Below are 22,206 nucleotides of genomic sequence, written 5' to 3'. Positions count from 1 at the left end.
CGCCATCCCGAGGGAGGACAGCCGCCATGACCACCCCGAATCGGCCAGCGCGGGGGGCATCCCGCCCCGCCCGTCACCTCACGATTGCCGACGTTTGCGACGACCTCGGAATTAGCCGATCGACCTTCTATGACTGGCGAGCAAAGCGAAAGGGTCCGCCCGCCCGCAAGTTGCCCAACGGGGAGATCCGCATTGAGCGGCGCGACTACGAATCTTGGCTTGAATCGCTCTATGAGGAGGCAGCTTGAGTACCACCTATGACGTACGCATCTGGTCGATTGAGACGTATGACGGGAAGAAAGGGCGCACCTATCGTGTTCGTTGGCGGACTGCCGGCCAGTCACGCAAAGAGGTATTCAAAACAAAAGCGCTTGCGGAGAGCTTCCGTTCTGAACTGGTAACGGCTTCCCGAAAGGGTGAAGCATTCGATGTCGATTCGGGACTTCCGATCACGATGCGACGCGAAACAGTCGCCATGTCGTGGTACGAGCTGGCGTGTTCATTCGCCGATATGAAGTGGCCGCATGTGGCTGCCACGACTAGGCGTACTCACGCCGAAGCGCTGACAGCGCTTACCGTCCTCATGTTGACCAATGGCAAGGGGCGGCCGGAGGCCAAGCTGCTTCGCCACGCGTTGGGCCGCTGGGCCTTCAACACCACGCGGCGCAACGCCGAAGGAGTGCCGGACGAGGTGGCAAAGGCGCTCGGTTGGGTGAAGCGCAACACCCGCAACGTGGCAAGCCTTAGCCGTCCGGAAGTGCTGCGGCCGGTGCTGAACGGCCTCACGGTGCGACTCGACGGAGCACCGGCCGCGCCAAGCGTCATCAGCCGCCGTCGCAAGATTCTCAATACGGCAATCGAATACGCGGTAGAACGGCGAGCGCTGCCAGCAAATCCGCTGCCACAATTGAAGTGGAAGCCGCCGAAAACCGTTACGACGATCGACAGGCGATCGGTGGCCAACCCGGTACAGGTGCGAACGCTACTCAACGGGGTGCGGGAGCAGGGGCGCATCGGGCCACGTATGGTCGCTTTCTACGCCTGCCTCTACTACGCCGCGATGCGGCCGGAGGAAGCCGTTCGCCTGGCAAAGCCGAACCTGCATCTACCGGAAACGGGATGGGGAGAATTCACCCTTGACGGAGCGAACCCGCACGCGGGCCGAGAATGGACCGACAGCGGAAAGAACCGAGATAGCCGGCAACTCAAGCAGCGCGCCCGAGGGGAGACGCGCACGGTTCCCTGTCCACCCGAACTAACCGCAATCATCAATGCGCACGTCGAACTGTTCGGCTACGGCCCGGACGGTCGGCTATTCGTGGGAGAGCGCAACAAGGAGGAATTGCCCAAGGGGACGATTAATCGCGTGTGGCGGTGGGCGCGTGCCGCCGTGTTCACGCCCGAGGTCTACGCCTCCCCGCTGGCACGCACCCCGTACGACCTACGGCACGCTGCCGTGTCGACACAGCTTAACGGGGGAGTGCCGCCGACGCAGGTAGCCGACTGGGCCGGGCAGTCAGTGGAGGTGCTGCTCAGGATCTACGCCAAGTGCCTAGACGGCGGTGAGGCCGCTCTCCGGCAACGCGTCGAACGGGCGTTCGGCCACGACTGACCGATCGGCCGAACTTTGGCACGGATATGGCACAGACGCCCGCCACGGGCCGCTAACGGCCGGACACAGCCGGACACATGAATAAGGCCCCTGACCGGGTTCTCCCTGGTCAGGGGCCTTATTGTGCTGCTCACGTTTGGTGCCCCCGGCAGGATTCGAACCTGCGCCCCCGCCTCCGGAGGGCGGTGCTCTATCCCCTGAGCTACGGGGGCTCAGCGACTGGAGAAGACTAGCAAACCTCCTCCGCGTACGCCGAATCGGTATCGGGTGAGCCGATCGTGTCGGCGACCGGCCCACCCGGTGCTCAGGCGGCCGCGACGGCCCGCCCACAGCTGGGCAGCGGATGGAGGACGACTCGCCGGGGGAGCCGGCGTGGCCACTCGTTGCGCGGCCAGGAGCCGTCCACGATCAGGTGCACGGTGCGCTGCTCCTCGCCGCTGAGCCGCAGCACGAAGTCGCGGGGGAGCGGCGGGTCCACCGTCGGCGTGGTGATCATGAAGCGCACCCGGCCGCGGGACGAGACGGCGGAGATCACGTCCGCCGCCGGCATGGTGCCGCGCAGCCGGATCCGACCGATCCAGTAGACCTCGGCGAGGTGCTCCTGGGCGGCCCTGGTGATCGCCGGGTACTCGCTGCGGACCCAGCGCTCGACCGCGCTGACGCAGAGCCCACAGGCCCGCTCGCGCGGCTCGCGCGGACCCAACCCCCAGGCCCGCAGGTACGCCCCGACCGCCCCGGCGTCCAGCGGCAGGTCGAATCGGCGCTGGATGAGCGTGGTGAGGCTCTGCCTCGTCCACAGCTCGTCGTCCAGGCCGAACTCGTCGGGGTGGACGCCCCGGAGTGTGTCGATCAGTTCGAGTTCCTGTTCGCGGCTGAGCATTCCCGGCTCGCTCTGCCGCTGTCCGCGACGGACGGCTGCCACCGCCCCGTCACCGCCGATGGTGTGGCGTCGGCACCAGCTGGTGACCGAACGCCGTGCGTCTCTGAGTGCAACCCCCACGTCTTGGGCAACGAGCACGAATCGCAACTGGTCACGATATGTGGGGAGAAAAGTCTCGAAGCAACGTAATCGCCTGTCCCGGTCAAATCACCCACAAGGTACTTAGGCGTGCATCCAGGGTCACGGGTGGCGTCTGCCCGCCGGTGATCGACTCGGGTTCCTGCACGTCGGGGCGTCCGGGTCGCGTGGACAGCCCGACTTCCTGAAAGGCGAGTCGATCAAGGTGGTGCGAGGGCGAGCGGCGGGGGAGGTGGCCTCGACGTGGCGCGGCCCGCGTCACCGCACCGATCGGCGGGAACGCGGGCCGGGTACGCCCGTTCCGGTCAACCCTTGGCTGCCTGCGCCTGGAGCTGCCGGAGGTTGTTCAGTTCGGTCTGCTGGGTGTTCTTCATGGTCTGTGCCACCCGTACGACCTCGTCGTTGTCGGTCTCGTCGAGCGCCGCGTCGATCATGTGGATGCCGCCCAGGTGATGGGCGTACATCAAGGTCAGGAACTGCCGGTCGACCTCGATGCCCTTGGCGTCCCGCAGGGCGGTCATCTGCTGCGGGGTGGCCATCCCCGGCATCAGGCCGTTCTTGACGGCGGCCCCGTCGGACATCCACGACATCGGCGGCTTCGAACCGGTCGGGCTGAGGCCCCACTCGCGCAGCCAGGTCTGCATGGCGCCGATCTCGCCCTGCTGCCCGGTGGCGATGTCGACGGCGATCTGCCGCACCTCGGGGAGGGTCGCCGACCGGTACGCGATGAGGCTCATCTCGACCGCCTGCGCGTGGTGGGTCGTCATGTCCCGGGCGAAGCCCGCTTCGACCGACGCGTCACCGGGCCGGGTGAACCGCGGAGTGAGCAGGCCGCCCGCATAACCGAGGAGCAGCCCCACCACCACCATGACGGCGAGCGCCAGCACGCCGTAACGCGACGCCGGGGCCCGGCCGTCCTCGTCCGGGGCGGCCGGGGTGTCGTCGTACTCGCTGTCGGTGGTGGCGGGGGCTGTCATCGGCGTCCTTACTGCTGGGGTTGCTGCTGCTGGGGGGCCTCATCACGCGGCGTGGTGCCGGTGGCGGTGATGCCCGTGTTGCAGAGCGCCGTCGGGCCCTCGGCGGAGGCGTTCACCCGCAGGTCCTTGATGAACTCGTCGATCCGCGAGTCGTCGGCGTTGTCGAGCTTGAGCTGGTAGCCCCAGGCCTGCAGCGAGATCGGCTTGTCCAGGCCCTCGTACGGGCTCATCAGCATCTTTTCGACGCCGCGCACCTTGCCGGCGAGCTTCTCGACCTGGTCGGCGGGCAGGTCGGGGCGGTAGGTGATCCACACCGCGCCGTGCTCCAGGCTGTGCACCGCGTGCTCGTTGGCGATCGGGGCGTCGTAGACGTCGCCCATGCAGTTCTGCCAGGCGGCGTTGTGCACGCCACCCACCGGCGGCGAGTACTTCCAGGTCAGGGGACCCGGCTTGTGCGACTCGTACTTCAGGCTCTCGCCGTCGGTCTTGCGGATGTTGACGATGCCGTCGATGGCGTTGGCCCGCTTGTCCCACGGCTTGGAGCCCTGGAACGCCGCGAAGGCGCCGTAGCCGATGATGCCGGCCGCGAGCACGCCCACCGCGACGAAGAGCGCGATCGGCCCCCAGGCGCGGCCCTGGCTCACCTTGACCGGAGTGACCGGTTTGCGCGGGCCCTTGCCGCCGGCCCGGGGGGAGCCGGCCGGCTTGCCGGAACCGGCCTTGGCGCCGGGCGCCGGCCGGCCCGCGGCCGGCTTCTTGCCGGTGCTGACCACGGTCGGGCGGCGCTCAGGGCCACCCGGGGTGCTGATGCTCATCGTGCCTCGTCAAGTCGGTCGGTCAGGGGAGTGGCGGGCCGGTAGACGCGCAGGGGAGCCGCCGAGTGCCCGAGTCTACCCCCGATAACATGGCTGGGTGACTCCTGCAGAACTAGCCTCGGTCGTCCTTGCCGCCGCCCACGCCGTCTTCGAGCAGCGTGGGCTCGACCGCGCCGCGCTTCCGGCGAGCACGGTGGTGGAGCGACCGCGCAACCCCGAGCACGGCGACTACGCGTCGACGCTCGCGCTGCAGTTGAGCAAAAAGGTGGGTGTCCCGCCCCGGGAGCTGGCGACGGCTCTGGCCGATGAACTGGGCCGGACGCCCGGTGTCAAATCGGTGGAAATCGCCGGGCCGGGCTTCCTGAACATCCGGCTCGACGCGGCCGCCGCCGGTCAGCTCGCCCGGGTGATCGTCGAGGCCGGCGCGGAGTACGGCCGCAGCGAGCAACTCGCCGGGGAGAAGATCAACCTGGAGTTCGTCTCGGCCAACCCGACCGGGCCGGTGCACATCGGCGGGGTCCGCTGGGCGGCCGTCGGCGACGCGTTGAGCCGGCTGCTGCGGGCCACCGGCGCCGAGGTCGGCACGGAGTACTACTTCAACGACGCGGGCTCGCAGATCGACAGGTTCGCCCGTTCGCTGCTGGCCGCCGCCAAGGGTGAGCCGGCCCCGGAGGACGGCTACGGCGGGGCGTACATCGCCGAGATCGCCGCCGAGGTGCAGGCCCGCCGGCCGGAGGTGGGGTCGCTCGACGACGACGCCGCCCAGGAGATCTTCCGGGTCGAGGGCGTCGCGCTGATGTTCGACGAGATCCGCACCTCGCTACGCGACTTCGGAGTGGAGTTCGACACCTACTTCAACGAGAAGGACCTGCACGACCGGGGTGAGCTCGACCTGGCGCTGAACCGGCTGCGCGAGCAGGGACACCTCTACGAGTCCGAGGGCGCCACCTGGCTGCGCACCACCGACTTCGGTGACGACAAGGACCGGGTGCTGCGCAAGTCCAACGGCGAGTGGACGTACTTCGCCGCGGACTGCGCCTACTACCTGGACAAGCGCGAGCGCGGCTTCGAGCGGGTCGTGATCATGCTGGGCGCCGACCACCACGGCTACATCGGCCGGATGAAGGCGATGGCCGCCTGCTTCGGTGACGACCCGGAGCGCAACCTGGAGATCCTCATCGGGCAGCTGGTCAACCTGCTGCGCGAGGGCGCGCCCATGCGGATGAGCAAGCGGGCCGGCACGGTGATCACCCTGGAGGACCTGGTCGAGGCCATCGGCGTGGACGCCTCCCGGTACGCGCTGGCCCGCTACTCCAGCGACTCCCCGATCGACATCGACATCGAGCTGTGGACCAAGGCCAAGAACGACAACCCGGTCTACAAGGTGCAGTACGTGGCCGCCCGGACGGCCGGCGTGGCCCGCAACGCCGCCGAGGTGGGGCTGCTCGCCGGTGACGCCGACGCGTTCCGCCCCGAACTGCTCAGTCACGAGAAGGAGAACGAGCTGCTCAAGGCGCTCGCCGAGTTCCCGGCGGTGGTCGCCACCGCCGCCGAGCGGCGCGAGCCGCACCGGGTGGCCCACTACCTGGAGGAGGACGTCGCGCAGTCCTACCACCGGTTCTACGACAACTGCCGGATCCTGCCGCGCGGCGACGAGGAGATCACCGACCTGCACCGCGCCCGGCTGTGGCTCAACGACGCCACCCGCACGGTCGTCGCCAACGGCCTGTACCTGCTCGGCGTCTCCGCGCCCGAGAGGATGTGACATGAGGGCTCATGAGGCCGGTGCGCTGCACGCGGACATCAGCGAGCGGGGGCCGGCCTGGCTGCGTACCCCGGCGGATGTCAACGCCCTCGTGCCGGCGCTGTGGCCGCGGTCGGTGACGCGCGGCGCGGACGGCGCGGTCGCCGTCGCGGGCCTCAGCGTCCGCGACATCGCGGCCGAGTTCGGCACCCCGGTGTACGTCCTCGACGAGGCCGACCTGCGCTCGCGCTGCCGCGACTTTCGGGCGGCCTTCCCCACCGAGGACGTCTACTACGCGGGCAAGGCGTTCCTCTGCCGGGCGGTGGTCCGGATGATCGCCGAGGAAGGCCTGCACCTGGACGTCTGCACCGGGGGTGAGCTGGCCACCGCGCTCTCGGCCGGGATGCCGCCGGAGCGGATCGGCTTCCACGGCAACAACAAGTCGGTCGCCGAGCTGTCCCGGGCGTTGGACGCCGGAGTGGGACGGATCATCGTCGACTCGTTCACCGAGATCGACCGGCTCACCGCGCTCGCCCGCGAGCGCGGGGTCCGGCCCCGGGTGCTGGTGCGGGTCACGGTCGGCGTGGAGGCGCACACCCACGAGTTCATCGCCACCGCCCACGAGGACCAGAAGTTCGGCTTCTCGCTGGCCGGCGGCGCCGCCGCGACTGCCGCCTTCAAGATCCTCGACGAGGGCGTCCTGGAGTTGCGGGGTCTGCACTCGCACATCGGCTCGCAGATCTTCGACGCCAGCGGCTTCGAGGTCTCGGCCCGCCGGGTGCTCTCCCTCCAGGCGCAGATCCGCGACGCACGCGGGGTGGAGCTGCCCGAGCTGGACCTGGGCGGCGGCTTCGGCATCGCGTACACCACGCAGGACGACCCGGCCACTCCGCAGGACCTGGCCAAGCGCCTGCGCAAGATCGTCGACCTGGAGTGCGCTGCGGAGAACCTGGCCGTGCCGCACCTGTCGATCGAGCCGGGACGGGCCATCGTCGGCCCGGCCGTGTTCACCCTCTACGAGGTCGGCACGGTCAAGGAGCTCGACGGCATCCGCACGTTCGTCAGCGTCGACGGCGGGATGAGCGACAACATCCGCACGGCCCTCTACGACGCGTCCTACTCGGCCACGTTGGCCTCCCGGGCCTCGACCGCGCAGCCGTTGCTCGCCCGCGTGGTGGGAAAGCACTGTGAGTCAGGGGACATCGTGGTGAAGGATGAATTCCTGCCCGCCGACGTGCAGCCCGGAGATCTTGTCGCAGTGCCCGGCACCGGTGCGTACTGCCGGAGCATGGCCAGCAACTACAACCACGTGCCCCGGCCCCCGGTCGTGGCGGTGCGTGACGGCCAGGCGCGCCTGATCGTCCGGCGGGAGACCGAAGAGGACCTGCTGGCATTGGATGTTGGATGACGTCACCTGTGCGCTTGGCGCTGCTCGGCTGTGGCACTGTGGGCCAGGAGGTGGTCCGGCTGCTGCACGAGCAGTCGGCCGACCTGACCGCCCGGATCGGCGCTCCACTGGAGATCGCCGGTATCGCCGTCCGCCGGCTCGGCCGCGACCGCGGTGACCTGCCCGTCGACGAGGCCCTGTTCACCACCGACGCGCTCGGCCTGATCAAACGCGACGACGTGGACGTGGTGATCGAGGTGGTCGGCGGCATCGAGCCGGCCCGGGGCTGGCTGGTCGAGGCGCTGCGGGCCGGCAAGAGCGTGGTCACCGCCAACAAGGCGCTGCTCGCCGAGGACGGGGTGGCCCTGCACGAGGCGGCGGCCGAGGGCGGCGGCGACCTCTACTACGAGGCGTCCGTGGCCGGTGCGATCCCGCTGCTGCGCCCGCTGCGCGAGTCGCTGCACGGGGACCGGATCAACCGGGTCACCGGCATCGTCAACGGCACCACCAACTTCATCCTCTCCGCGATGGACGCGACCGGGGCCGGCTTCGCCGAGGCCCTCGAGGAGGCCACCGCCCTGGGGTACGCGGAGGCCGACCCGACCGCCGACGTGGAGGGCTTCGACGCGGCGGCGAAGGCGGCGATCCTCGCCTCGCTGGCGTTCCACACCCGGGTCGGCGCGGCCGACGTGCACCGCGAGGGCATCACCGAGGTGACCGCCGCGGACATGGCCAGCGCCCAGGCGATGGGCTGCACGATCAAGCTGCTCTGCATCGCGGCCCGGGGCGTCGACCCTACCGGCCGGGAGACCGTGAGCGTCCGGGTGCACCCGGCGATGATCCCGCGCAGCCACCCGCTGGCCAGCGTCGGCGACGCGTTCAACGCGGTCTTCGTGGAGGCGGACGCGGCCGGGCAGCTGATGTTCTACGGTCGGGGCGCTGGGGGCGCGCCGACCGCCAGCGCGGTGCTCGGTGACGTGGTCGCGGTGTCCCGCAACCGGCTCGCCGGGGTGCGCGCGGCCAGCGAGAGCGCGTACGCGGCCCTGGCGGTCCGGCCGATGGGTGAGGCGTTGACCCGCTACCACGTCAGCCTGGACGTGGCCGACCGTCCGGGCGTGCTGGCCGCGGTGGCGGGCGTGTTCGCCCGGCACGACGTGTCGATCGCGACGGTGCGGCAGGGCTCGGCGGGTGGGTCGCCCGGCCGCGACGGCGACGCCGAGCTGGTCATCGTCACCCACGTGGCACCGGACGCCGCGCTCGCCGCGACCGTCGGCGAGTTGCGCGGTCTGGACATTGTCCGGTCCGTGACCAGTGTGTTGCGGGTCGAGGGTGGCGCCTGATTCGTTGACACCATCGATGGGTGGGCTCGCGCGTCCCGACAGGTGGGTAAGCCGGGGTGTGCCATCGACCACTCCGGCAGGCTGGTCCAAGGTGGCCCTGATGCTCGGGTCGGTGCGGCGGTAGAGGCGAGGAGATCGACATGTGGCGGGGTTTGATCGAGGCGTACCGGGATCGGCTGCCGGTCACCACGGCCACGCCGATCGTCACGCTGCACGAGGGGAACACGCCGCTGTTGCCGGCGCCGGTGCTGTCCGCCCGGATCGGTTGCGACGTGCACCTCAAGGTGGAGGGCGCCAACCCGACCGGCTCGTTCAAGGACCGGGGGATGACCCTCGCGGTGTCGAAGGCGGTCGAGGCCGGCAACAAGGCCATCATCTGCGCCTCCACCGGCAACACCAGCGCCTCCGCGGCGGCGTACGCGGCGCGGGCCGGGCTGACCTGCGCGGTCCTGGTGCCGCAGGGCAAGATCGCATTGGGCAAGCTGGCCCAGGCGCTGGTGCACGGCGCGAAGCTGCTCCAGGTCAGTGGCAACTTCGACGACTGCCTGTCGCTCGCCGCGAAGCTGGCCCAGGACCACCCGGTCGCGCTCGTCAACTCGGTGAACATCGACCGGTTGCACGGCCAGAAGACCGCCGCCTTCGAGGTCGTCGAGGCGCTCGGTGACGCGCCCGACATCCACTGCCTGCCGGTCGGCAACGCCGGCAACATCTCCGCCTACTGGATGGGCTACGCGGAGGATCGGGCTGCCGGCGCCACCACCCGGACGCCGAAGATGTACGGCTTCCAGGCGTCCGGTGCCGCCCCGATCGTGACCGGCCAGGTGGTGCCGGAGCCGTCGACGATCGCCACGGCGATCCGGATCGGCAACCCGGCGAGCTGGACCAAGGCACTGGACGCCCGGGACACCTCCGGTGGCCTGATCGCCGCGGTGACCGACCGGGAGATCCTTTCCGCGTACCGGTTGCTCGCCCGCGAGGTGGGGGTCTTCGTCGAGTTGGGCAGCGCGGCCAGCGTGGCCGGCCTGCTCCAGCAGGCCGAGGCGGGCGCGGTGCCGCCCGGGTCGACGGTGGTCTGCACGGTGACCGGCCACGGCCTGAAGGACCCGGAGTGGGCGATCTCCACGGCGCCGGCGCCGCTGACCATCGCGAACGACCCGATGGCCGCCGCTCGCGCCCTCGACCTGGCCTGAGCGCGCGCCGGCCGCCCGCTGCGGGCAGGCCGGCGGTCGGGTGGTGAGACTGCGTCGGGGGCGGCGGGGGTTCCGGTGATCGAATCCGGCACACTTTCACGTATCCCCGCCCGCAATCTCGTTCAGGAGTGAACCAGGCCGATGTCGCTGCTTGCCAGATTCAGCCTCGCCAACCGAGGGCTGATCGCCCTCATCGCGGTGGTGACCACGGTGTTCGGAGTGTTCGCCGTGCCGTCGCTGAAGCAGCAACTGCTGCCGTCGCTCGAATTCCCGGCCGCGTTCATCGTGGCCCCCTACCCCGGCGCCGGCCCCGAGATCGTCGAGTCGCAGGTGACCGAGCCGATCGAGAACGCCCTCCAGGGCATTCCGGGGTTGGACAAGGTCACCTCCACGTCCCGCGAGGGGTCGGCCACCGTCCAGGTGACGTACGAGTTCGGCACCGACCTGGACGACGTGGTCAACAAGATGCAGACCGCGCTGAGCCGGATCGACGCCCAACTGCCGGAGAGCGTCGACCCCCAGGTCATCGCCGGTAGCACCGACGACCTGCCGGCGGTGGTGCTGGCCGCGGCCGGCGCGGCGGACGAGCGGGCGCTCGCCGAGAAGCTCCAGGCGACTGTGGTGCCGGAGCTGGAGGGCATCGAGGGGGTACGCACGGTCGAGGTGACCGGCACCCGCGACGACATCGTGGTGGTCACCCCGGACCCGGCGAAGCTGGCCGCGGCTCAGGTGCAGCCGGCGGCGATCGGCGCGGCGCTGAAGACCAACGGCGTGGCCGTACCGGCCGGCGCGGTGACCGACGGCGGGCTGGCTCTTCCGGTGCAGGTCGGTGCGCCGATCGCCAACCTGGAGGACCTGCGCGGCATCGTGGTCACCCCGGGCGCGACGCCGGTCCGTCTCGGTGATGTGGCGACGGTCGAGCAGCAGCTCGCGCCGGCCACGGCGATCACCCGGACCAACGGCAAGGACAGCCTCGGCATCGCGGTCACCGCCGCTCCGGACGGCAACGCCGTGCAGATCTCGCACGAGATCCGGGACCGGCTCGCCGACCTGAAGGACGCCTCCGGTGCGGAGCTGACGGTCGTCTTCGACCAGGCGCCGTTCGTCGAGAAGTCGATCGAGTCGTTGACCACCGAGGGTCTGCTCGGCCTGGTGATGGCGGTCATCGTCATCCTGGTCTTCCTGCTGTCGGTGCGCTCGACGGTGGTCACCGCGGTCTCCATCCCGCTCTCCGTGCTGGTGGCGTTGATCGCCCTGTGGATCGGTGACTACTCGCTCAACCTGCTCACCCTCGGCGCGTTGACCATCGCGGTCGGCCGGGTGGTGGACGACTCGATCGTGGTGTTGGAGAACATCAAACGACACCTGGAGTACGGCGAGGAGAAGCGCCACGCCATCGTCACCGGCGTCCGTGAGGTGGCCGGTGCGGTGACCGCGTCCACCCTCACCACGGTTGCGGTGTTCGCGCCGATCGCGTTGGTCGGCGGGTTCGTGGGTCAGCTCTTCGCCCCGTTCGCGATCACCGTGACGGTGGCGCTGCTCGCCTCGCTGCTGGTGTCGCTGACCGTGATCCCGGTGCTCGCGTACTGGTTCCTGAAGCCGCGTGGCGGCACCGCGGACGACGAGGCGGTGCGGCGTGGCGCGGAGGAGAAGGAGCTGCGCAGCCCGTTGCAGCGGGCGTACCTGCCGGTGGTCGGGTTCGCCACCCGTAAGCGGTCGACCCGGTGGATCACGGTGGGGCTCGGCCTGCTGGTGCTCTTCGGCACCTTCGGTCTGGCCCAGAAGCTGGAGACCAACTTCCTGGACGACTCCGGCCAGGACACCCTCAACATGAGCCAGGAGCTGCCGGCCGGGAGTGGCCTGGCGGCCACCGACGCGGCGGCCAGGCAGGTCGAGTCGGTGCTGTCGGCCACCAAGGGCGTCGAGACGTACCAGGTGACCGCCGGCGGTGGCGACAACCCGTGGGCGGGTGGCGGCGGCAACAACGTCGCCAGCTGGTCACTGGCGCTCGACGGTGACACCGACGCGAAGCAGATGCGTGAGGTGTTGCGCAAGGAGTTCGACAAGATCGGCGCCGGTGTGGGCGAGATCAGCTTCGGTGGCGGGCAGGAGGCGTCGACCAGCCAGCTGGAGGTGGTCGTCCAGGCCAGCGACGCGGAGGTGCTGACCCGGGCCGCCGAGGAGGCCCGGTCGGCGATGGCCGGTGTCCCGGACGTCGAGGATGTCTCCACCAGCCTGGCCGAGCGGGTGCCGCGGGTCGACGTGACCGTCGACCGGGTCGCCGCCGGCCGGGCCGGACTCACCGAGGCCGCCGTGGGGCAGCTCGTGTCGCAGGCGTTCCGGGGAGCGCCGCTGGGTCAGGTCTCCCTCGACGGCCAGCAGCAGAACGTGGTGCTGCGGCTGGGTACGCGGCCGCCGATGTCGGTGGAGGAGCTGCGGGCGCTGCCGGTGGGGCCGGTCAAGCTGGACGACATCGCGGACGTCACCCAGGGTGAGGGGCCGCAGCAGGTCACCCGGATCGACGGTGAGCGCAGCGTGTCGGTGACCGGCGCGGCGACCGGCTCGAACCTGGGCGCGACGAGCAAGGAGCTGCAGACGCGGCTGGACGCCATCGACGTGCCGGGCGCGAGCTTCACGATCGGTGGCGTCAGCGCGGATCAGGCGGATGCCTTCGGTGATCTGGGCCTGGCGGTGCTGGTGGCGATCGCGATCGTCTTCCTGATCATGGTGGCGACGTTCCGCAGCCTCACCCAGGCGCTGATCCTGCTGATCTCCATCCCGTTCGCGTCGACCGGCGCGATCGGTCTGCTGCTGGTCACCGGGACGCCACTCGGCGTGCCGGCGCTGATCGGCGTGCTGATGCTCGTCGGCATCGTGGTGACCAACGCGATCGTGCTGCTCGACCTGATCAACCAGTACCGGTCGCAGGGCATGGGCGTCCGGGAGGCGGTGGTCGAGGGCGGCCGGCGCCGACTGCGTCCGATTCTGATGACCGCGGTGGCGACCATCTTCGCGCTGCTGCCGATGGCGTTCGGGCTGACCGGTGAGGGCGGGTTCATCTCGCAGCCACTGGCGGTGGTGGTGATCGGCGGTCTGCTCAGCTCCACGCTGCTCACCCTGATCCTGGTGCCGACGCTCTACACGATGGTGGAGCACACCAAGGAGTCGCTGCGGGACCGACGCGACCGGCGGCGCGCCGGCAGGTCGGAGGTGACCGCGGCGGAGACCGACGAGGTGTCGGCCCCGAACCAGGTGGCGGTGCCGAGCGGCGCACCTGCCCCGGCCACGGCCGAGGGTGCGCAGCCGGCCGGGCGAGCCGCGCCGTCGGCTGCGCTGGTCGAGGGTACGGACCAGTTCGAGGTGCTGCGTCTGCCCCGTAGCCGTACCTCGCCGCTGCCTCCGTCGGAGTCGACCGAGTAGGTCGGACCGCGACTCGGAACGCCCCCGGCAGGGTTCTGCCGGGGGCGTTCCAGGTCTGTGGACCGAAACACTCCGGTCCGACCGGACTCGCACCTTGTGTAACTTCTTGCGTACTCTTCGTAGATGGATGGGTGTGGGTGAGGCAAGGGTGGGCGGATGGCCGACGGCACGCGAGGGTGGGGGCGGCGCGACCTGTTGCGCCGTGGCCTGCTGCTCGTCGGCGGAGTGGCCATCGGCGTCGGGGCGTCCGAGGCGTGGCAGAGCACCCATCGCCGGCTGCCGATCGCCGGCGGCCCCGCCAGCGCCACACTCGGAAACGGCCAGCAGGATGTCGGCGCCGGCGCGCTTGAGGTCTTCTGGTCGGGAAGGACCAGCCAGCGTCTGGTGGCCCTCACCTTCGACGACGGTCCCGCACCACAGTGGACCCCGATGGTGCTCGACACCCTGGCCCGACACCAGGTTCCGGCCACGTTCTTCATGGTCGGCGCGCAGGTCCGCCGGCACGCCGACGTCGTCCGCGACCGGCTCGCGGGGCACGAGGTGGGCAACCACAGCTGGGACCACCGGGACCTGGCCGAGCTGGACGCCGCCGAGGCGTACGACGACCTGCGCCGAAGCCACGACGCGATCGCCGACGTGACCGGGACGCCGCCCCGGCTGCTTCGCCCACCGTACGGTCACCTGGGCGGGGCGGTGCTGCACGCGGCGGCCCGGCTGGACTACCGGCTGGTGCTCTGGTCGCTGCAGATGGTGGAACGCGAGTTTCCCGACGACCCGGCCGGCCACGCCCGGCGGATCGTGGCTGGGGTCCGACCGGGAACGATCGTGCTCGGCCACGACGTGGGGGCACATCGGCGACTGGTCGCGCTCCGCGGCCTGACCGACATGATCAATGGACTGCGGTCGTTGGGTTACACCTTCGTCACGGTTTCGGCTCTGCTGACAGCGAGCGTGGCCCCGACCCCGACCAGGTAAGGTGCCGCTCCGTGGCGTCCACCCTCTCGGTCCTGACCGGCAACCGGAGCTTCCGCAATCTCTTCCTGGCCGAACTGGTGGTCTTCGGCGCCGACTGGTTCGTCATGGTGCCACTGCTGGTGCTGTTACCGCAGCTGACCGGCAGCGGGGTCTGGGGCGCGCTGGTGTTGGCGGTGGACACCGGCATCGTGGCGCTGCTGCTGCCGTACACCGGCACGATCGCCGACCGCTTCGACCGCCGGAAGATCATGATCGCGGCCAACGTGGCCGCGCTGGCCGGCGTGTTGCTGCTGCTCGGCGTGCGGGGCGCCTCCACGGCGTGGCTGGCGCTCGTCGCGATCGGGGTGGTCGCGGTGGCCAAGGCGTTCTACTCGCCGGCCGCGCAGGCCGCGCTGCCCAACGTGCTGGAGCCGCACGAGCTGGCCGCCGGTAACGCGGTCGCCGGCTCGGCCTGGGGCACCATGACCGTCGTCGGTGCCTCGCTCGGTGGCGTGCTCAGCACCGCTGCCGGCCCGTACGTCTGCTTCTGGGTGGCAGCGGTGGGCCTGGCGCTGGCCGCGGCCCTCGCCACCCGGATCCGCCGGCCGTTGCAGGCGCCACGGGACACCGACCTGCCGGCCCAGCGGACCTGGGCCGCCGTCCGCGAGGCGCTCGGCTACATCGGTCACCGCCCCCGGGTGCTCGCGCTGGTCACGGTGAAGTCGGCGGTGGGCCTGGGCAACGGCGTGCTGACCGTGTTCCCGTTGCTGGCCGGCCTGTACGGCGTCGGCCCGCTCGGCGCCGGCCTGCTCTTCGCGGTGCGCGGCGCCGGTGCGTTGGTGGGGCCGATCCTGATGCGTCGGGTGCTCACCAACCGGGCATGGTTGCTGCCCGGGCTCGCGCTGTCGATGTCGCTCTACGGGCTGTCCTATCTGGGCACGTCGGTGGTGCGCTGGTTCCCGTTGGTGCTGCTGCTGGTCTTCGTGGCGCACTTCGCCGGCGGCAGCAACTGGGTGATGTCGAACTTCGCCCTGCAGGGCGAAGTTCCGGACCGGTTGCGTGGGCGTGTCTTCGCCACCGACATGATGCTCGCGACGCTGGCGATCTCGGTGAGTCAGCTGGCGGTGGCCCTGGTCGTGGACGTGGTGGACGAACGGGTCGTGCTCGCCGGCTGCGGGCTGATCACCCTCGTGTACGCGGTCGGCTGGCGGATCGCCACCCGCCGGCTCACGCTCAGCGATCCGGTCGCGGAGCCGGTCCCGAACCCGGCCGGCTGAACTCGGCGGTCCCAGGCAGCGGGCACCGGGCCGGTTCGTCGGCGCCGACGCCTAGCATGAGCGCGTGCCGACGAACTTCACCGCCGGGCCGGTCCGTGTCCGGGTCCCCGCGACCAGCGCCAACCTGGGTCCGGGCTTCGACGCGTTGGGTCTCGCCCTCGGGCTCTACGACGACGTGTCCGCCGAGGTCGCGCCGGGCGGGGTCCGGGTGACGGTGACCGGGCAGGGTGCCGGGGAGCTGCCGGACGACGACCGGCACCTGGTGGTGCGGGCCATGCGGGCCGTGTTCGACGTGCTCGACGCCCACCCCGAGGGCCTGAGCGTGGAGTGCGTCAACCGGATCCCGCAGGCGCGCGGGCTGGGCTCCTCGTCCGCCGCGATCGTCGCCGGGGTGCTGCTGGCCCGTGCCCTGGTCACCGACGGGGAGCACCGGCTGGACGACGGGGCCGCGCTCCGGCTGGCCGCCGAGATCGAGGGCCATCCCGACAACGTCGCACCGTGTCTGCTCGGCGGCTTCACGGTGGCCTGGTCCGAGCCGACAGGCGCACGGGCGGTGTCCCTGCCGGTCGCGGACGGGGTGCTGCCCACCGTTTTCGTCCCGGCGGAGCGCGGGTTGACCGCTGCCGCACGGGCCGCGTTGCCGGCCACCGTGCCGCACGGCGACGCCGCGTTGACCGCGGGACGGGCGGCCCTGCTGGTGCACGCGCTCACCGCCGACCCGGGGCTGCTGCTGCCGGCGACCGTCGACCGGCTCCACCAGGACTACCGCGCATCCGGGATGCCCGGCACATCGGCGCTGGTCAGAGCGTTGCGAGCGGCTGGTGTGGCAGCCGTGGTCAGTGGGGCCGGGCCCACCGTGCTGGCGTTCAGCGAGCCTCCGGAGCACTTCCCGGTGGGAACAGACTGGGAAATCTGGCAGTTACCGATAGACGTCAGCGGTGCGCGGGTTGCTCGGGGTAGACTTGGACACGCCGAGCGGGACCCTGTTGCCGCAGGTCGGAAGAGTTGATTACGCTCTAGACCTAGCACAGCCGCGAAGCACGCGATCTCCTGCGAGGCGGCGCACCCCCGAAGCTCTCGGCGGTCAGCCCGTCACACCCCTGCCAAAGGCCCACGCCGCACCGCAGATTCCACAGGTCGCCGCAGACGGCGAGACCTGCTCACCGACGTTGGTGAGTCGGGATACCGACCGGCTGCTGTGTCACAGACTCCCGCGACGCGTCCTTGCGAGGCGGGTGCACCGAGGCCGCCCGGCCACCTGAGTTCCGACTCCGGGCAGTCCCGGCCTTTATCGAGGGAAGGAATCCATTGAGCGACACCACCGACGTGACGTCGGATGTTTCCAACGTCGCTGGCGATGCCACCGCCGCCGCTCCCGCCCGTCGTCGGCGTAGCGGCACCGGTCTGTCGGCGATGCTGCTGCCAGAGCTGCAGAGCCTGGCTGCGTCGCTCGGCATCTCCGGCACGGCTCGCATGCGCAAGGGCGAGCTGATCGCCGCGATTTCCGAGCGGCAGGGCGGCAACGCCGCCGGGACCCCTCGACCGCGGGCCGAGGTCGCGGCCGCAGCAGCCCCGACCCGTGAGGGGGTGCGCGCCGAGGTGCGGGAGACCGCCGACCGGCCGGCCGCCGAAGGGCGTGGCGCCGAGCCGGCAGCGGCTGAGCCAGCCCCCGAAACCGAGGGCCGTGGTCGCACCCGGCGGAGCCGGGCCGCAGCGGCGGAGACCCGTCCGGCTGAGGCGCGTTCGACCGAGGCGGCACGTCCGACCGAGACGCGTACCGACGAGGCGGAAGCCGGCGACCGGGCCGATCGTGGCGAGAACCGCCGCGAGCGGGCCGAGCGTCCGGAACGCGCCGAGCGGGCCGAGCGTCCGGAACGCACCGAGCGCACCGAGCGTCCGGAACGCACCGAGCGCACCGAGCGTCCGGAACGCACCGAGCGCACCGAGCGGGCCGAGCGTCCGGAGCGAGCCGAGCGCACCGAGCGGGCCGAGCGTCCGGAACGGGCCGAGCGCACCGAGCGTGTGGACCGGGCCGAGCGCACGGAGCGCTCCGACCGGGGCGAGCGGGCGGATCGTGCCGAGCGTAACGACCGGGGCGAGCGGACCGAGCGCGGCGAGCGGAACGAGCGCACGGAGCGCTCCGACCGGGGCGAGCGCAACGACCGCAACGACCGGGGCGACCGGGGCGACCGCAACGACCGTGGTCAGCGTGCCGAGCGTGTCGAGCGGGACAACGACGACGATGACGGCGAGGGCGGCGGCCGGCGTGGCCGGCGCAGCCGTTTCCGGGACCGTCGTCGCGGGCGCGGTGAGCGCACCGAGACCGGCACCGACACCGGTGGGCGTGAGCCGCAGGTCAGCGAGGACGACGTACTCGTCCCGGTGGCCGGCATCATCGACGTGCTCGACAACTACGCCTTCGTGCGGACCACCGGCTACCTGGCCGGTCCGAACGACGTGTACGTCTCGATGTCCCAGATCAAGAAGTACGGCCTGCGCCGCGGTGACGCGATCACCGGTGCGGTGCGGGCGGCCCGCGAGGGCGGTAACAGCGGCGATCAGCGGCGCGACAAGTACAACCCGCTGATGCGGCTGGACACGATCAACGGGATGGAGCCGGAGGAGGCCCGGCGTCGTCCGGAGTTCTACAAGCTCACTCCGCTCTACCCGCAGGAGCGCCTGCGCCTGGAGACCGAGCCGCACATCCTCACCACCCGGGTCATCGACCTGGTCATGCCGATCGGCAAGGGCCAGCGGGCACTCATCCAGTCGCCGCCCAAGGCGGGTAAGACGATGGTGCTGCAGGCGATCGCGAACGCGATCACCCGCAACAACCCGGAGTGCCACCTGATGGTGGTGCTGGTGGACGAGCGGCCTGAAGAGGTCACCGACATGCAGCGGTCGATCAAGGGCGAGGTCATCGCGGCCACGTTCGACCGTCCGCCGCAGGACCACACCACCGTGGCCGAGCTGGCCATTGAGCGGGCCAAGCGCCTGGTCGAGCTTGGACACGACGTGGTCGTGCTGCTCGACTCGGTGACCCGGCTCGGTCGGTCGTACAACCTGGCGGCTCCGGCCAGCGGCCGGATCATGTCGGGTGGTATCGATTCCACGGCGCTCTACCCGCCGAAGCGCTTCCTCGGCGCGGCCCGCAACATCGAGAACGGCGGGTCGTTGACCATCATCGCCACGGCGCTGGTGGAGACCGGTTCCATGGCGGACACGGTCATCTTCGAGGAGTTCAAGGGCACCGGTAACGCGGAGCTGAAGCTGGACCGGAAGATCGCCGACAAGCGGACCTTCCCGGCCATCGACATCAACCCGTCCGGCACCCGGAAGGAAGAGGTCCTGCTCGCACCCGAGGAGCTGGCCATCATCCACAAGCTCCGGAAGGTGCTGCACTCGCTGGACTCGCAGGCGGCGATGGATCTCCTGCTGGACCGGCTCAAGCAGTCCCGCACCAACATCGAGTTCCTGATGCAGATCGCGAAGTCGACGCCGGGGGAGTAACCAGTCCCGGGTGATCGACGACGAAGGGGCACGGCCGTCCTGGCCGTGCCCCTTCGTCATGTCTCGCCAGGCGCCCGGCAGCACGCCCGGCCCGGCCCGGCCCGGCAGCACGCCCGGCCCGGCCCGGCCCGGCAGCACGCCCGGCCCGGCCCGGCCCGGCAGCACGCCCGGCCCGGCCCGATGGTGCACACGTTGCCCTTTGCTCTGCTTCACCCCACGCAACACTCAACGGCCGGCACTGTTGCGCCGGTTGAAGCAGAGCAAAGGTGGTGAAGAAGGGGCGGTCAGTCGGCATCGCGACGGCGAGTGCCAACTCGCGGCTCAGAAGTCTCCGTCGGCCACCTGGAAGACGGTGAGGCCGAGGGCTCGCCACATCTGGACCACCTGGACACGGTCGTCGAAGACACCGGCCACCCGGTAACGGTCCCGGATCTCCCGGTCGTAGATCTCCCGCTTCACGACCGAGTCCTTCCGCGAGTCGCCGACGGCGCGCAGGTGCAGGCCGAGGTACGGCACCCGGACGTGCCGGTCCAGCCAGGCCTCCGTGGCCGCTCGGGCGGAGGCGTCCCGCCCGGAGCAGAAGACCACCCCGTACCCGGCGGCGTGCATCGCCCGGACCGCCGCGATCACCGCCGCGTTCGGCTCGTCCTCGCCGACCCGGGTCATGTCGTACGGGCTGCGGGACACGGCCAGCGCGACGGTGCCGTCGATGTCCACCAGGACGATCTCCGGTGGCTCGGTCGACGGCGGGTGCACCACGGCGGGGCGTCCCGTGCGCGCCTGCGGCACCGGCAACGGCAGGGTCCGCCCCTCCAGGTACCGCTCGTGCAGCTGACGGATCGCGTCCGCGCCGACCTGGTCGGCAGGCGGGCGCGCGGCGTCGCGGCGCAGGCACTCGTCAAGTGGCACGTCGGTGAAGTCGTGCACCTCGAAATCAGCGCCGTGCCGGGCGGCCAGGTCCGCCCAGCCCCGCAGGGCCCGCGAGCGCAGGTTGGTGTCGTCCACGCAGACGTCCACCCGGGCCCGCAGCAACGCCTCGACCTGGGCACGCTGTGCGACGGTCACCTGGGCCTCGGCCCACTGGGTGAAGAGCCGCTCGCCGTGCAGCATCCGGCGCAGGTCGTCCCGGTTCACCCGGGCCACGGACGGCTGGAGCGTTCGGGCGAAGGTCGTCTTACCCGAGGCGGGTAGTCCCCGGGTGGCGATCAGGCGGGTCACCGGCACCCCTCCGGCTCGTGGGACGTACCTCCGGCGGGGTACGCGGCGGCTGCGGGCCGCCGGGTGGGCGAATGCCCTGCCGGGCGGCGGGAATGCGGATGGGGGAGCACGTGTTGACGATGCCGGACGAGGTGTGCGGCCCGACTACCGGGTCGGCTCAGGCCCATGGCACACTGGTCAATCGGCCACCGGTTCCGGTTCACGCCCGAGCCCGTCGTGTACGGCGCGACGAGTGATGACGGCGACCCGGCGACCACCAACGAGAGGACCGAGGCGATGAAGGCAAACATCCACCCGGAGTACGTGACCACCGAGGTCAGCTGCTCCTGTGGCAACACGTTCACGACCCGCAGCACCGCCAAGGGCGGCACGATCCACGCCGAGACCTGCAGCGCCTGCCACCCGTTCTACACCGGTAAGCAGCGCGTTCTCGACACCGCCGGCCGGGTCGCGAAGTTCCAGCAGAAGTACGCCAAGGTTCAGGCCAAGAAGGCCAAGTAACTCCTCGTTCGGCGCCCGCGTCCGGTTTATCACCGGGCGCGGGCGCCGTCCGCGTTGTGCCCTGTTACGCAGCCGGCGGCCTTCGGTCCGGCCGGCTTCGCACCGTCGAAGGAGCATCCGCAGCATGAGCAGCGAGCGTCTGGCCGCCCTCCTCGACGAGTACGCGGAGCTGGAGAAGCGGTTGGCCGATCCGGCCATCCACGCCGACCAGGCCACCGCGCGCAGGGTGGGTCGCCGCTACGCGGAGCTGGTGCCCCTGCACAAGGCCGCTGCCGAGCTGGAGCAGGCCCGCGCCGACCTGTCCGCGGCTCGTGAGTTGGCTGCCGAGGACCCGTCCTTCGCGGGCGAGGCGGAGTCCATCGCCGGATCCGTGCCGACGCTGGAGGAGCGCCTCGCCGAGCTGCTCATTCCGCGTGACGCGCACGACGCCAAGGACGTGATCGTCGAGATCAAGGCCGGTGAGGGTGGCGAGGAGTCGGCTCTCTTCGCCGCTGACCTGCTGCGGATGTACACCCGCTACGCCGAGCGGCACGGCTGGATCACCGAGGTGATCGACGCCCAGGATTCCGACCTCGGCGGGGTCAAGGACGTCTCGCTGGCGATCAAGACGAAGGGTGTGCCGGAGGGCGGCAACGGCGTCTGGTCGCGACTCAAGTGGGAGGGCGGCGTGCACCGGGTGCAGCGGGTCCCGGTCACCGAGTCGCAGGGCCGCATCCACACCAGCGCCGCCGGGGTGCTGGTGCTGCCCGAGGCCGAGGACGTCGACGTCACCCTCGACCAGAACGAGCTGCGCATCGACGTGTTCCGTTCGTCCGGCCCGGGTGGTCAGTCGGTGAACACCACCGACTCCGCGGTGCGGATCACCCACCTGCCAACCGGCATCGTCGTCTCCTGCCAGAACGAGAAGTCCCAGTTGCAGAACCGGGAGCAGGCCATGCGGATCCTGCGCGCCCGGCTGCTCGCCGCCGCGCAGGAGCAGGCCGACGCCGCCGCCTCGGACGCCCGCAAGGCGCAGGTGCGCACGGTGGACCGCTCGGAGCGGATCCGCACCTACAACTACCCGCAGAACCGGATCAGCGACCACCGGATCGGCTACACGGCGTACAACCTGGACCTGGCGCTCGCCGGCGAACTGGACGGCGTGCTGGACGCGCTCGCCGAGGCCGACCGCGCCGCCCGGCTCGCTGGCGACACCGAGTTGACCCGCCGCTGACCGCCGTCGTGCCCCGCCGTTGACCCGCCG

Annotated in this window: 17 protein-coding genes and 1 tRNA gene; 13 read left to right on the top strand and 5 right to left on the bottom strand. The window is 70.8% G+C overall.

The window, feature by feature from the left end; all coding sequences use genetic code 11:
* The first annotated feature begins 26 nt into the window (after positions 1-26).
* Together AB0C25_RS16565 and AB0C25_RS16560 are read left to right on the top strand one after the other, a co-directional pair.
* The gene (locus AB0C25_RS16565; RefSeq protein WP_357373878.1) at positions 27-248 is read left to right on the top strand and encodes a helix-turn-helix domain-containing protein; all 222 of its coding nucleotides are present in this window, start codon (positions 27-29) and stop codon (positions 246-248) included.
* Positions 245-1,612 carry an integrase gene (locus AB0C25_RS16560; RefSeq protein ID WP_357373876.1) on the top strand — a complete coding sequence of 456 codons (1,368 nt, stop codon included), beginning with the start codon at positions 245-247 and terminating at the stop codon, positions 1,610-1,612. The genes AB0C25_RS16565 and AB0C25_RS16560 overlap by 4 nt, the downstream gene beginning before the upstream one ends.
* 137 nt (positions 1,613-1,749) lie before the next feature.
* Here the strand turns inward: AB0C25_RS16560 and AB0C25_RS16555 are convergent.
* The 4 genes from AB0C25_RS16555 to AB0C25_RS16540 all read right to left on the bottom strand — a co-directional run bounded on the left by AB0C25_RS16555 (position 1,750) and on the right by AB0C25_RS16540 (position 4,422).
* A tRNA-Arg gene (locus tag AB0C25_RS16555) sits at positions 1,750-1,824 on the bottom strand.
* A 92-nt stretch (positions 1,825-1,916) separates the two neighbouring features.
* A complete protein-coding gene (locus AB0C25_RS16550; RefSeq protein WP_357373984.1) occupies positions 1,917-2,612 on the bottom strand; it encodes a winged helix-turn-helix domain-containing protein in 696 nt (231 codons plus the stop codon).
* A 323-nt stretch (positions 2,613-2,935) separates the two neighbouring features.
* A complete protein-coding gene (locus tag AB0C25_RS16545; protein WP_357373874.1) occupies positions 2,936-3,607 on the bottom strand; it encodes a DUF305 domain-containing protein in 672 nt (223 codons plus the stop codon).
* Between the two features lie 8 nt (positions 3,608-3,615).
* Positions 3,616-4,422 (bottom strand): DUF3105 domain-containing protein, encoded by an 807-nt coding sequence (locus tag AB0C25_RS16540; protein ID WP_357373872.1) that lies wholly within the window; start codon positions 4,420-4,422, stop codon positions 3,616-3,618.
* A 97-nt stretch (positions 4,423-4,519) separates the two neighbouring features.
* On the opposite strand from AB0C25_RS16540, the gene argS reads away from it, so the two are divergent.
* The 9 genes from argS to rho all read left to right on the top strand — a co-directional run bounded on the left by argS (position 4,520) and on the right by rho (position 19,244).
* Positions 4,520-6,187: an arginine--tRNA ligase gene (gene argS, locus AB0C25_RS16535; RefSeq protein ID WP_357373870.1), complete on the top strand. Its 1,668-nt coding sequence runs from the start codon at positions 4,520-4,522 to the stop codon at positions 6,185-6,187.
* Between the two features lies 1 nt (position 6,188).
* Positions 6,189-7,574 carry a diaminopimelate decarboxylase gene (lysA, locus tag AB0C25_RS16530; protein ID WP_357373868.1) on the top strand — a complete coding sequence of 462 codons (1,386 nt, stop codon included), beginning with the start codon at positions 6,189-6,191 and terminating at the stop codon, positions 7,572-7,574.
* A gap of 8 nt (positions 7,575-7,582) precedes the next feature.
* Entirely contained in the window at positions 7,583-8,893 is a 1,311-nt protein-coding gene (locus tag AB0C25_RS16525; protein ID WP_357247143.1) for a homoserine dehydrogenase, read from the top strand.
* A gap of 140 nt (positions 8,894-9,033) precedes the next feature.
* The gene (gene thrC / locus AB0C25_RS16520; RefSeq protein WP_357373866.1) at positions 9,034-10,083 is read left to right on the top strand and encodes a threonine synthase; all 1,050 of its coding nucleotides are present in this window, start codon (positions 9,034-9,036) and stop codon (positions 10,081-10,083) included.
* A 141-nt stretch (positions 10,084-10,224) separates the two neighbouring features.
* Complete coding sequence (locus tag AB0C25_RS16515) at positions 10,225-13,503, top strand: efflux RND transporter permease subunit (RefSeq protein ID WP_357373864.1); 3,279 nt, start codon at positions 10,225-10,227, stop codon at positions 13,501-13,503.
* Between the two features lie 156 nt (positions 13,504-13,659).
* Entirely contained in the window at positions 13,660-14,478 is an 819-nt protein-coding gene (locus AB0C25_RS16510; protein ID WP_357373862.1) for a polysaccharide deacetylase family protein, read from the top strand.
* Between the two features lie 11 nt (positions 14,479-14,489).
* Positions 14,490-15,734, top strand: coding sequence for an MFS transporter (locus tag AB0C25_RS16505; protein ID WP_357373860.1), 1,245 nt, complete (start codon positions 14,490-14,492; stop codon positions 15,732-15,734).
* A gap of 64 nt (positions 15,735-15,798) precedes the next feature.
* Positions 15,799-16,743 carry a homoserine kinase gene (thrB, locus tag AB0C25_RS16500; RefSeq protein WP_357373858.1) on the top strand — a complete coding sequence of 315 codons (945 nt, stop codon included), beginning with the start codon at positions 15,799-15,801 and terminating at the stop codon, positions 16,741-16,743.
* 299 nt (positions 16,744-17,042) lie between these two features.
* Positions 17,043-19,244, top strand: coding sequence for a transcription termination factor Rho (gene rho, locus AB0C25_RS16495; protein WP_357373856.1), 2,202 nt, complete (start codon positions 17,043-17,045; stop codon positions 19,242-19,244).
* A 321-nt stretch (positions 19,245-19,565) separates the two neighbouring features.
* Here the strand turns inward: rho and AB0C25_RS16490 are convergent, their stop codons facing one another.
* Positions 19,566-20,462: an AAA family ATPase gene (locus AB0C25_RS16490; protein ID WP_357373854.1), complete on the bottom strand. Its 897-nt coding sequence runs from the start codon at positions 20,460-20,462 to the stop codon at positions 19,566-19,568.
* A gap of 276 nt (positions 20,463-20,738) precedes the next feature.
* Between AB0C25_RS16490 and rpmE the strand changes: the two genes are divergently transcribed.
* Positions 20,739-20,963 (top strand): 50S ribosomal protein L31, encoded by a 225-nt coding sequence (rpmE, locus tag AB0C25_RS16485; protein WP_355008073.1) that lies wholly within the window; start codon positions 20,739-20,741, stop codon positions 20,961-20,963.
* Between the two features lie 124 nt (positions 20,964-21,087).
* The gene (prfA, locus tag AB0C25_RS16480; protein ID WP_357373852.1) at positions 21,088-22,176 is read left to right on the top strand and encodes a peptide chain release factor 1; all 1,089 of its coding nucleotides are present in this window, start codon (positions 21,088-21,090) and stop codon (positions 22,174-22,176) included.
* Positions 22,177-22,206: the final 30 nt, after the last annotated feature.

Source organism: Micromonospora sp. NPDC048839 (assembly GCF_040649915.1).
Classification (GTDB): domain Bacteria; phylum Actinomycetota; class Actinomycetes; order Mycobacteriales; family Micromonosporaceae; genus Micromonospora.
Note: the sequence above shows the minus strand (reverse complement) of the source record. Positions and strands in the feature narration are given on the sequence as shown.

Bases quoted from the DNA above. Each gene is read 5' to 3' on its own strand.
- AB0C25_RS16565 (WP_357373878.1), top strand. From the start codon at position 27: ATGACCACCCCGAATCGGCCAGCGCGGGGGGCATCCCGCCCCGCCCGT.
- AB0C25_RS16545 (WP_357373874.1), bottom strand. From the start codon at position 3,607: ATGACAGCCCCCGCCACCACCGACAGCGAGTACGACGACACCCCGGCC.
- AB0C25_RS16540 (WP_357373872.1), bottom strand. From the start codon at position 4,422: ATGAGCATCAGCACCCCGGGTGGCCCTGAGCGCCGCCCGACCGTGGTC.
- lysA (WP_357373868.1), top strand. From the start codon at position 6,189: ATGAGGGCTCATGAGGCCGGTGCGCTGCACGCGGACATCAGCGAGCGG.
- thrC (WP_357373866.1), top strand. From the start codon at position 9,034: ATGTGGCGGGGTTTGATCGAGGCGTACCGGGATCGGCTGCCGGTCACC.
- AB0C25_RS16515 (WP_357373864.1), top strand. From the start codon at position 10,225: ATGTCGCTGCTTGCCAGATTCAGCCTCGCCAACCGAGGGCTGATCGCC.
- AB0C25_RS16510 (WP_357373862.1), top strand. From the start codon at position 13,660: ATGGCCGACGGCACGCGAGGGTGGGGGCGGCGCGACCTGTTGCGCCGT.
- rpmE (WP_355008073.1), top strand. From the start codon at position 20,739: ATGAAGGCAAACATCCACCCGGAGTACGTGACCACCGAGGTCAGCTGC.
- prfA (WP_357373852.1), top strand. From the start codon at position 21,088: ATGAGCAGCGAGCGTCTGGCCGCCCTCCTCGACGAGTACGCGGAGCTG.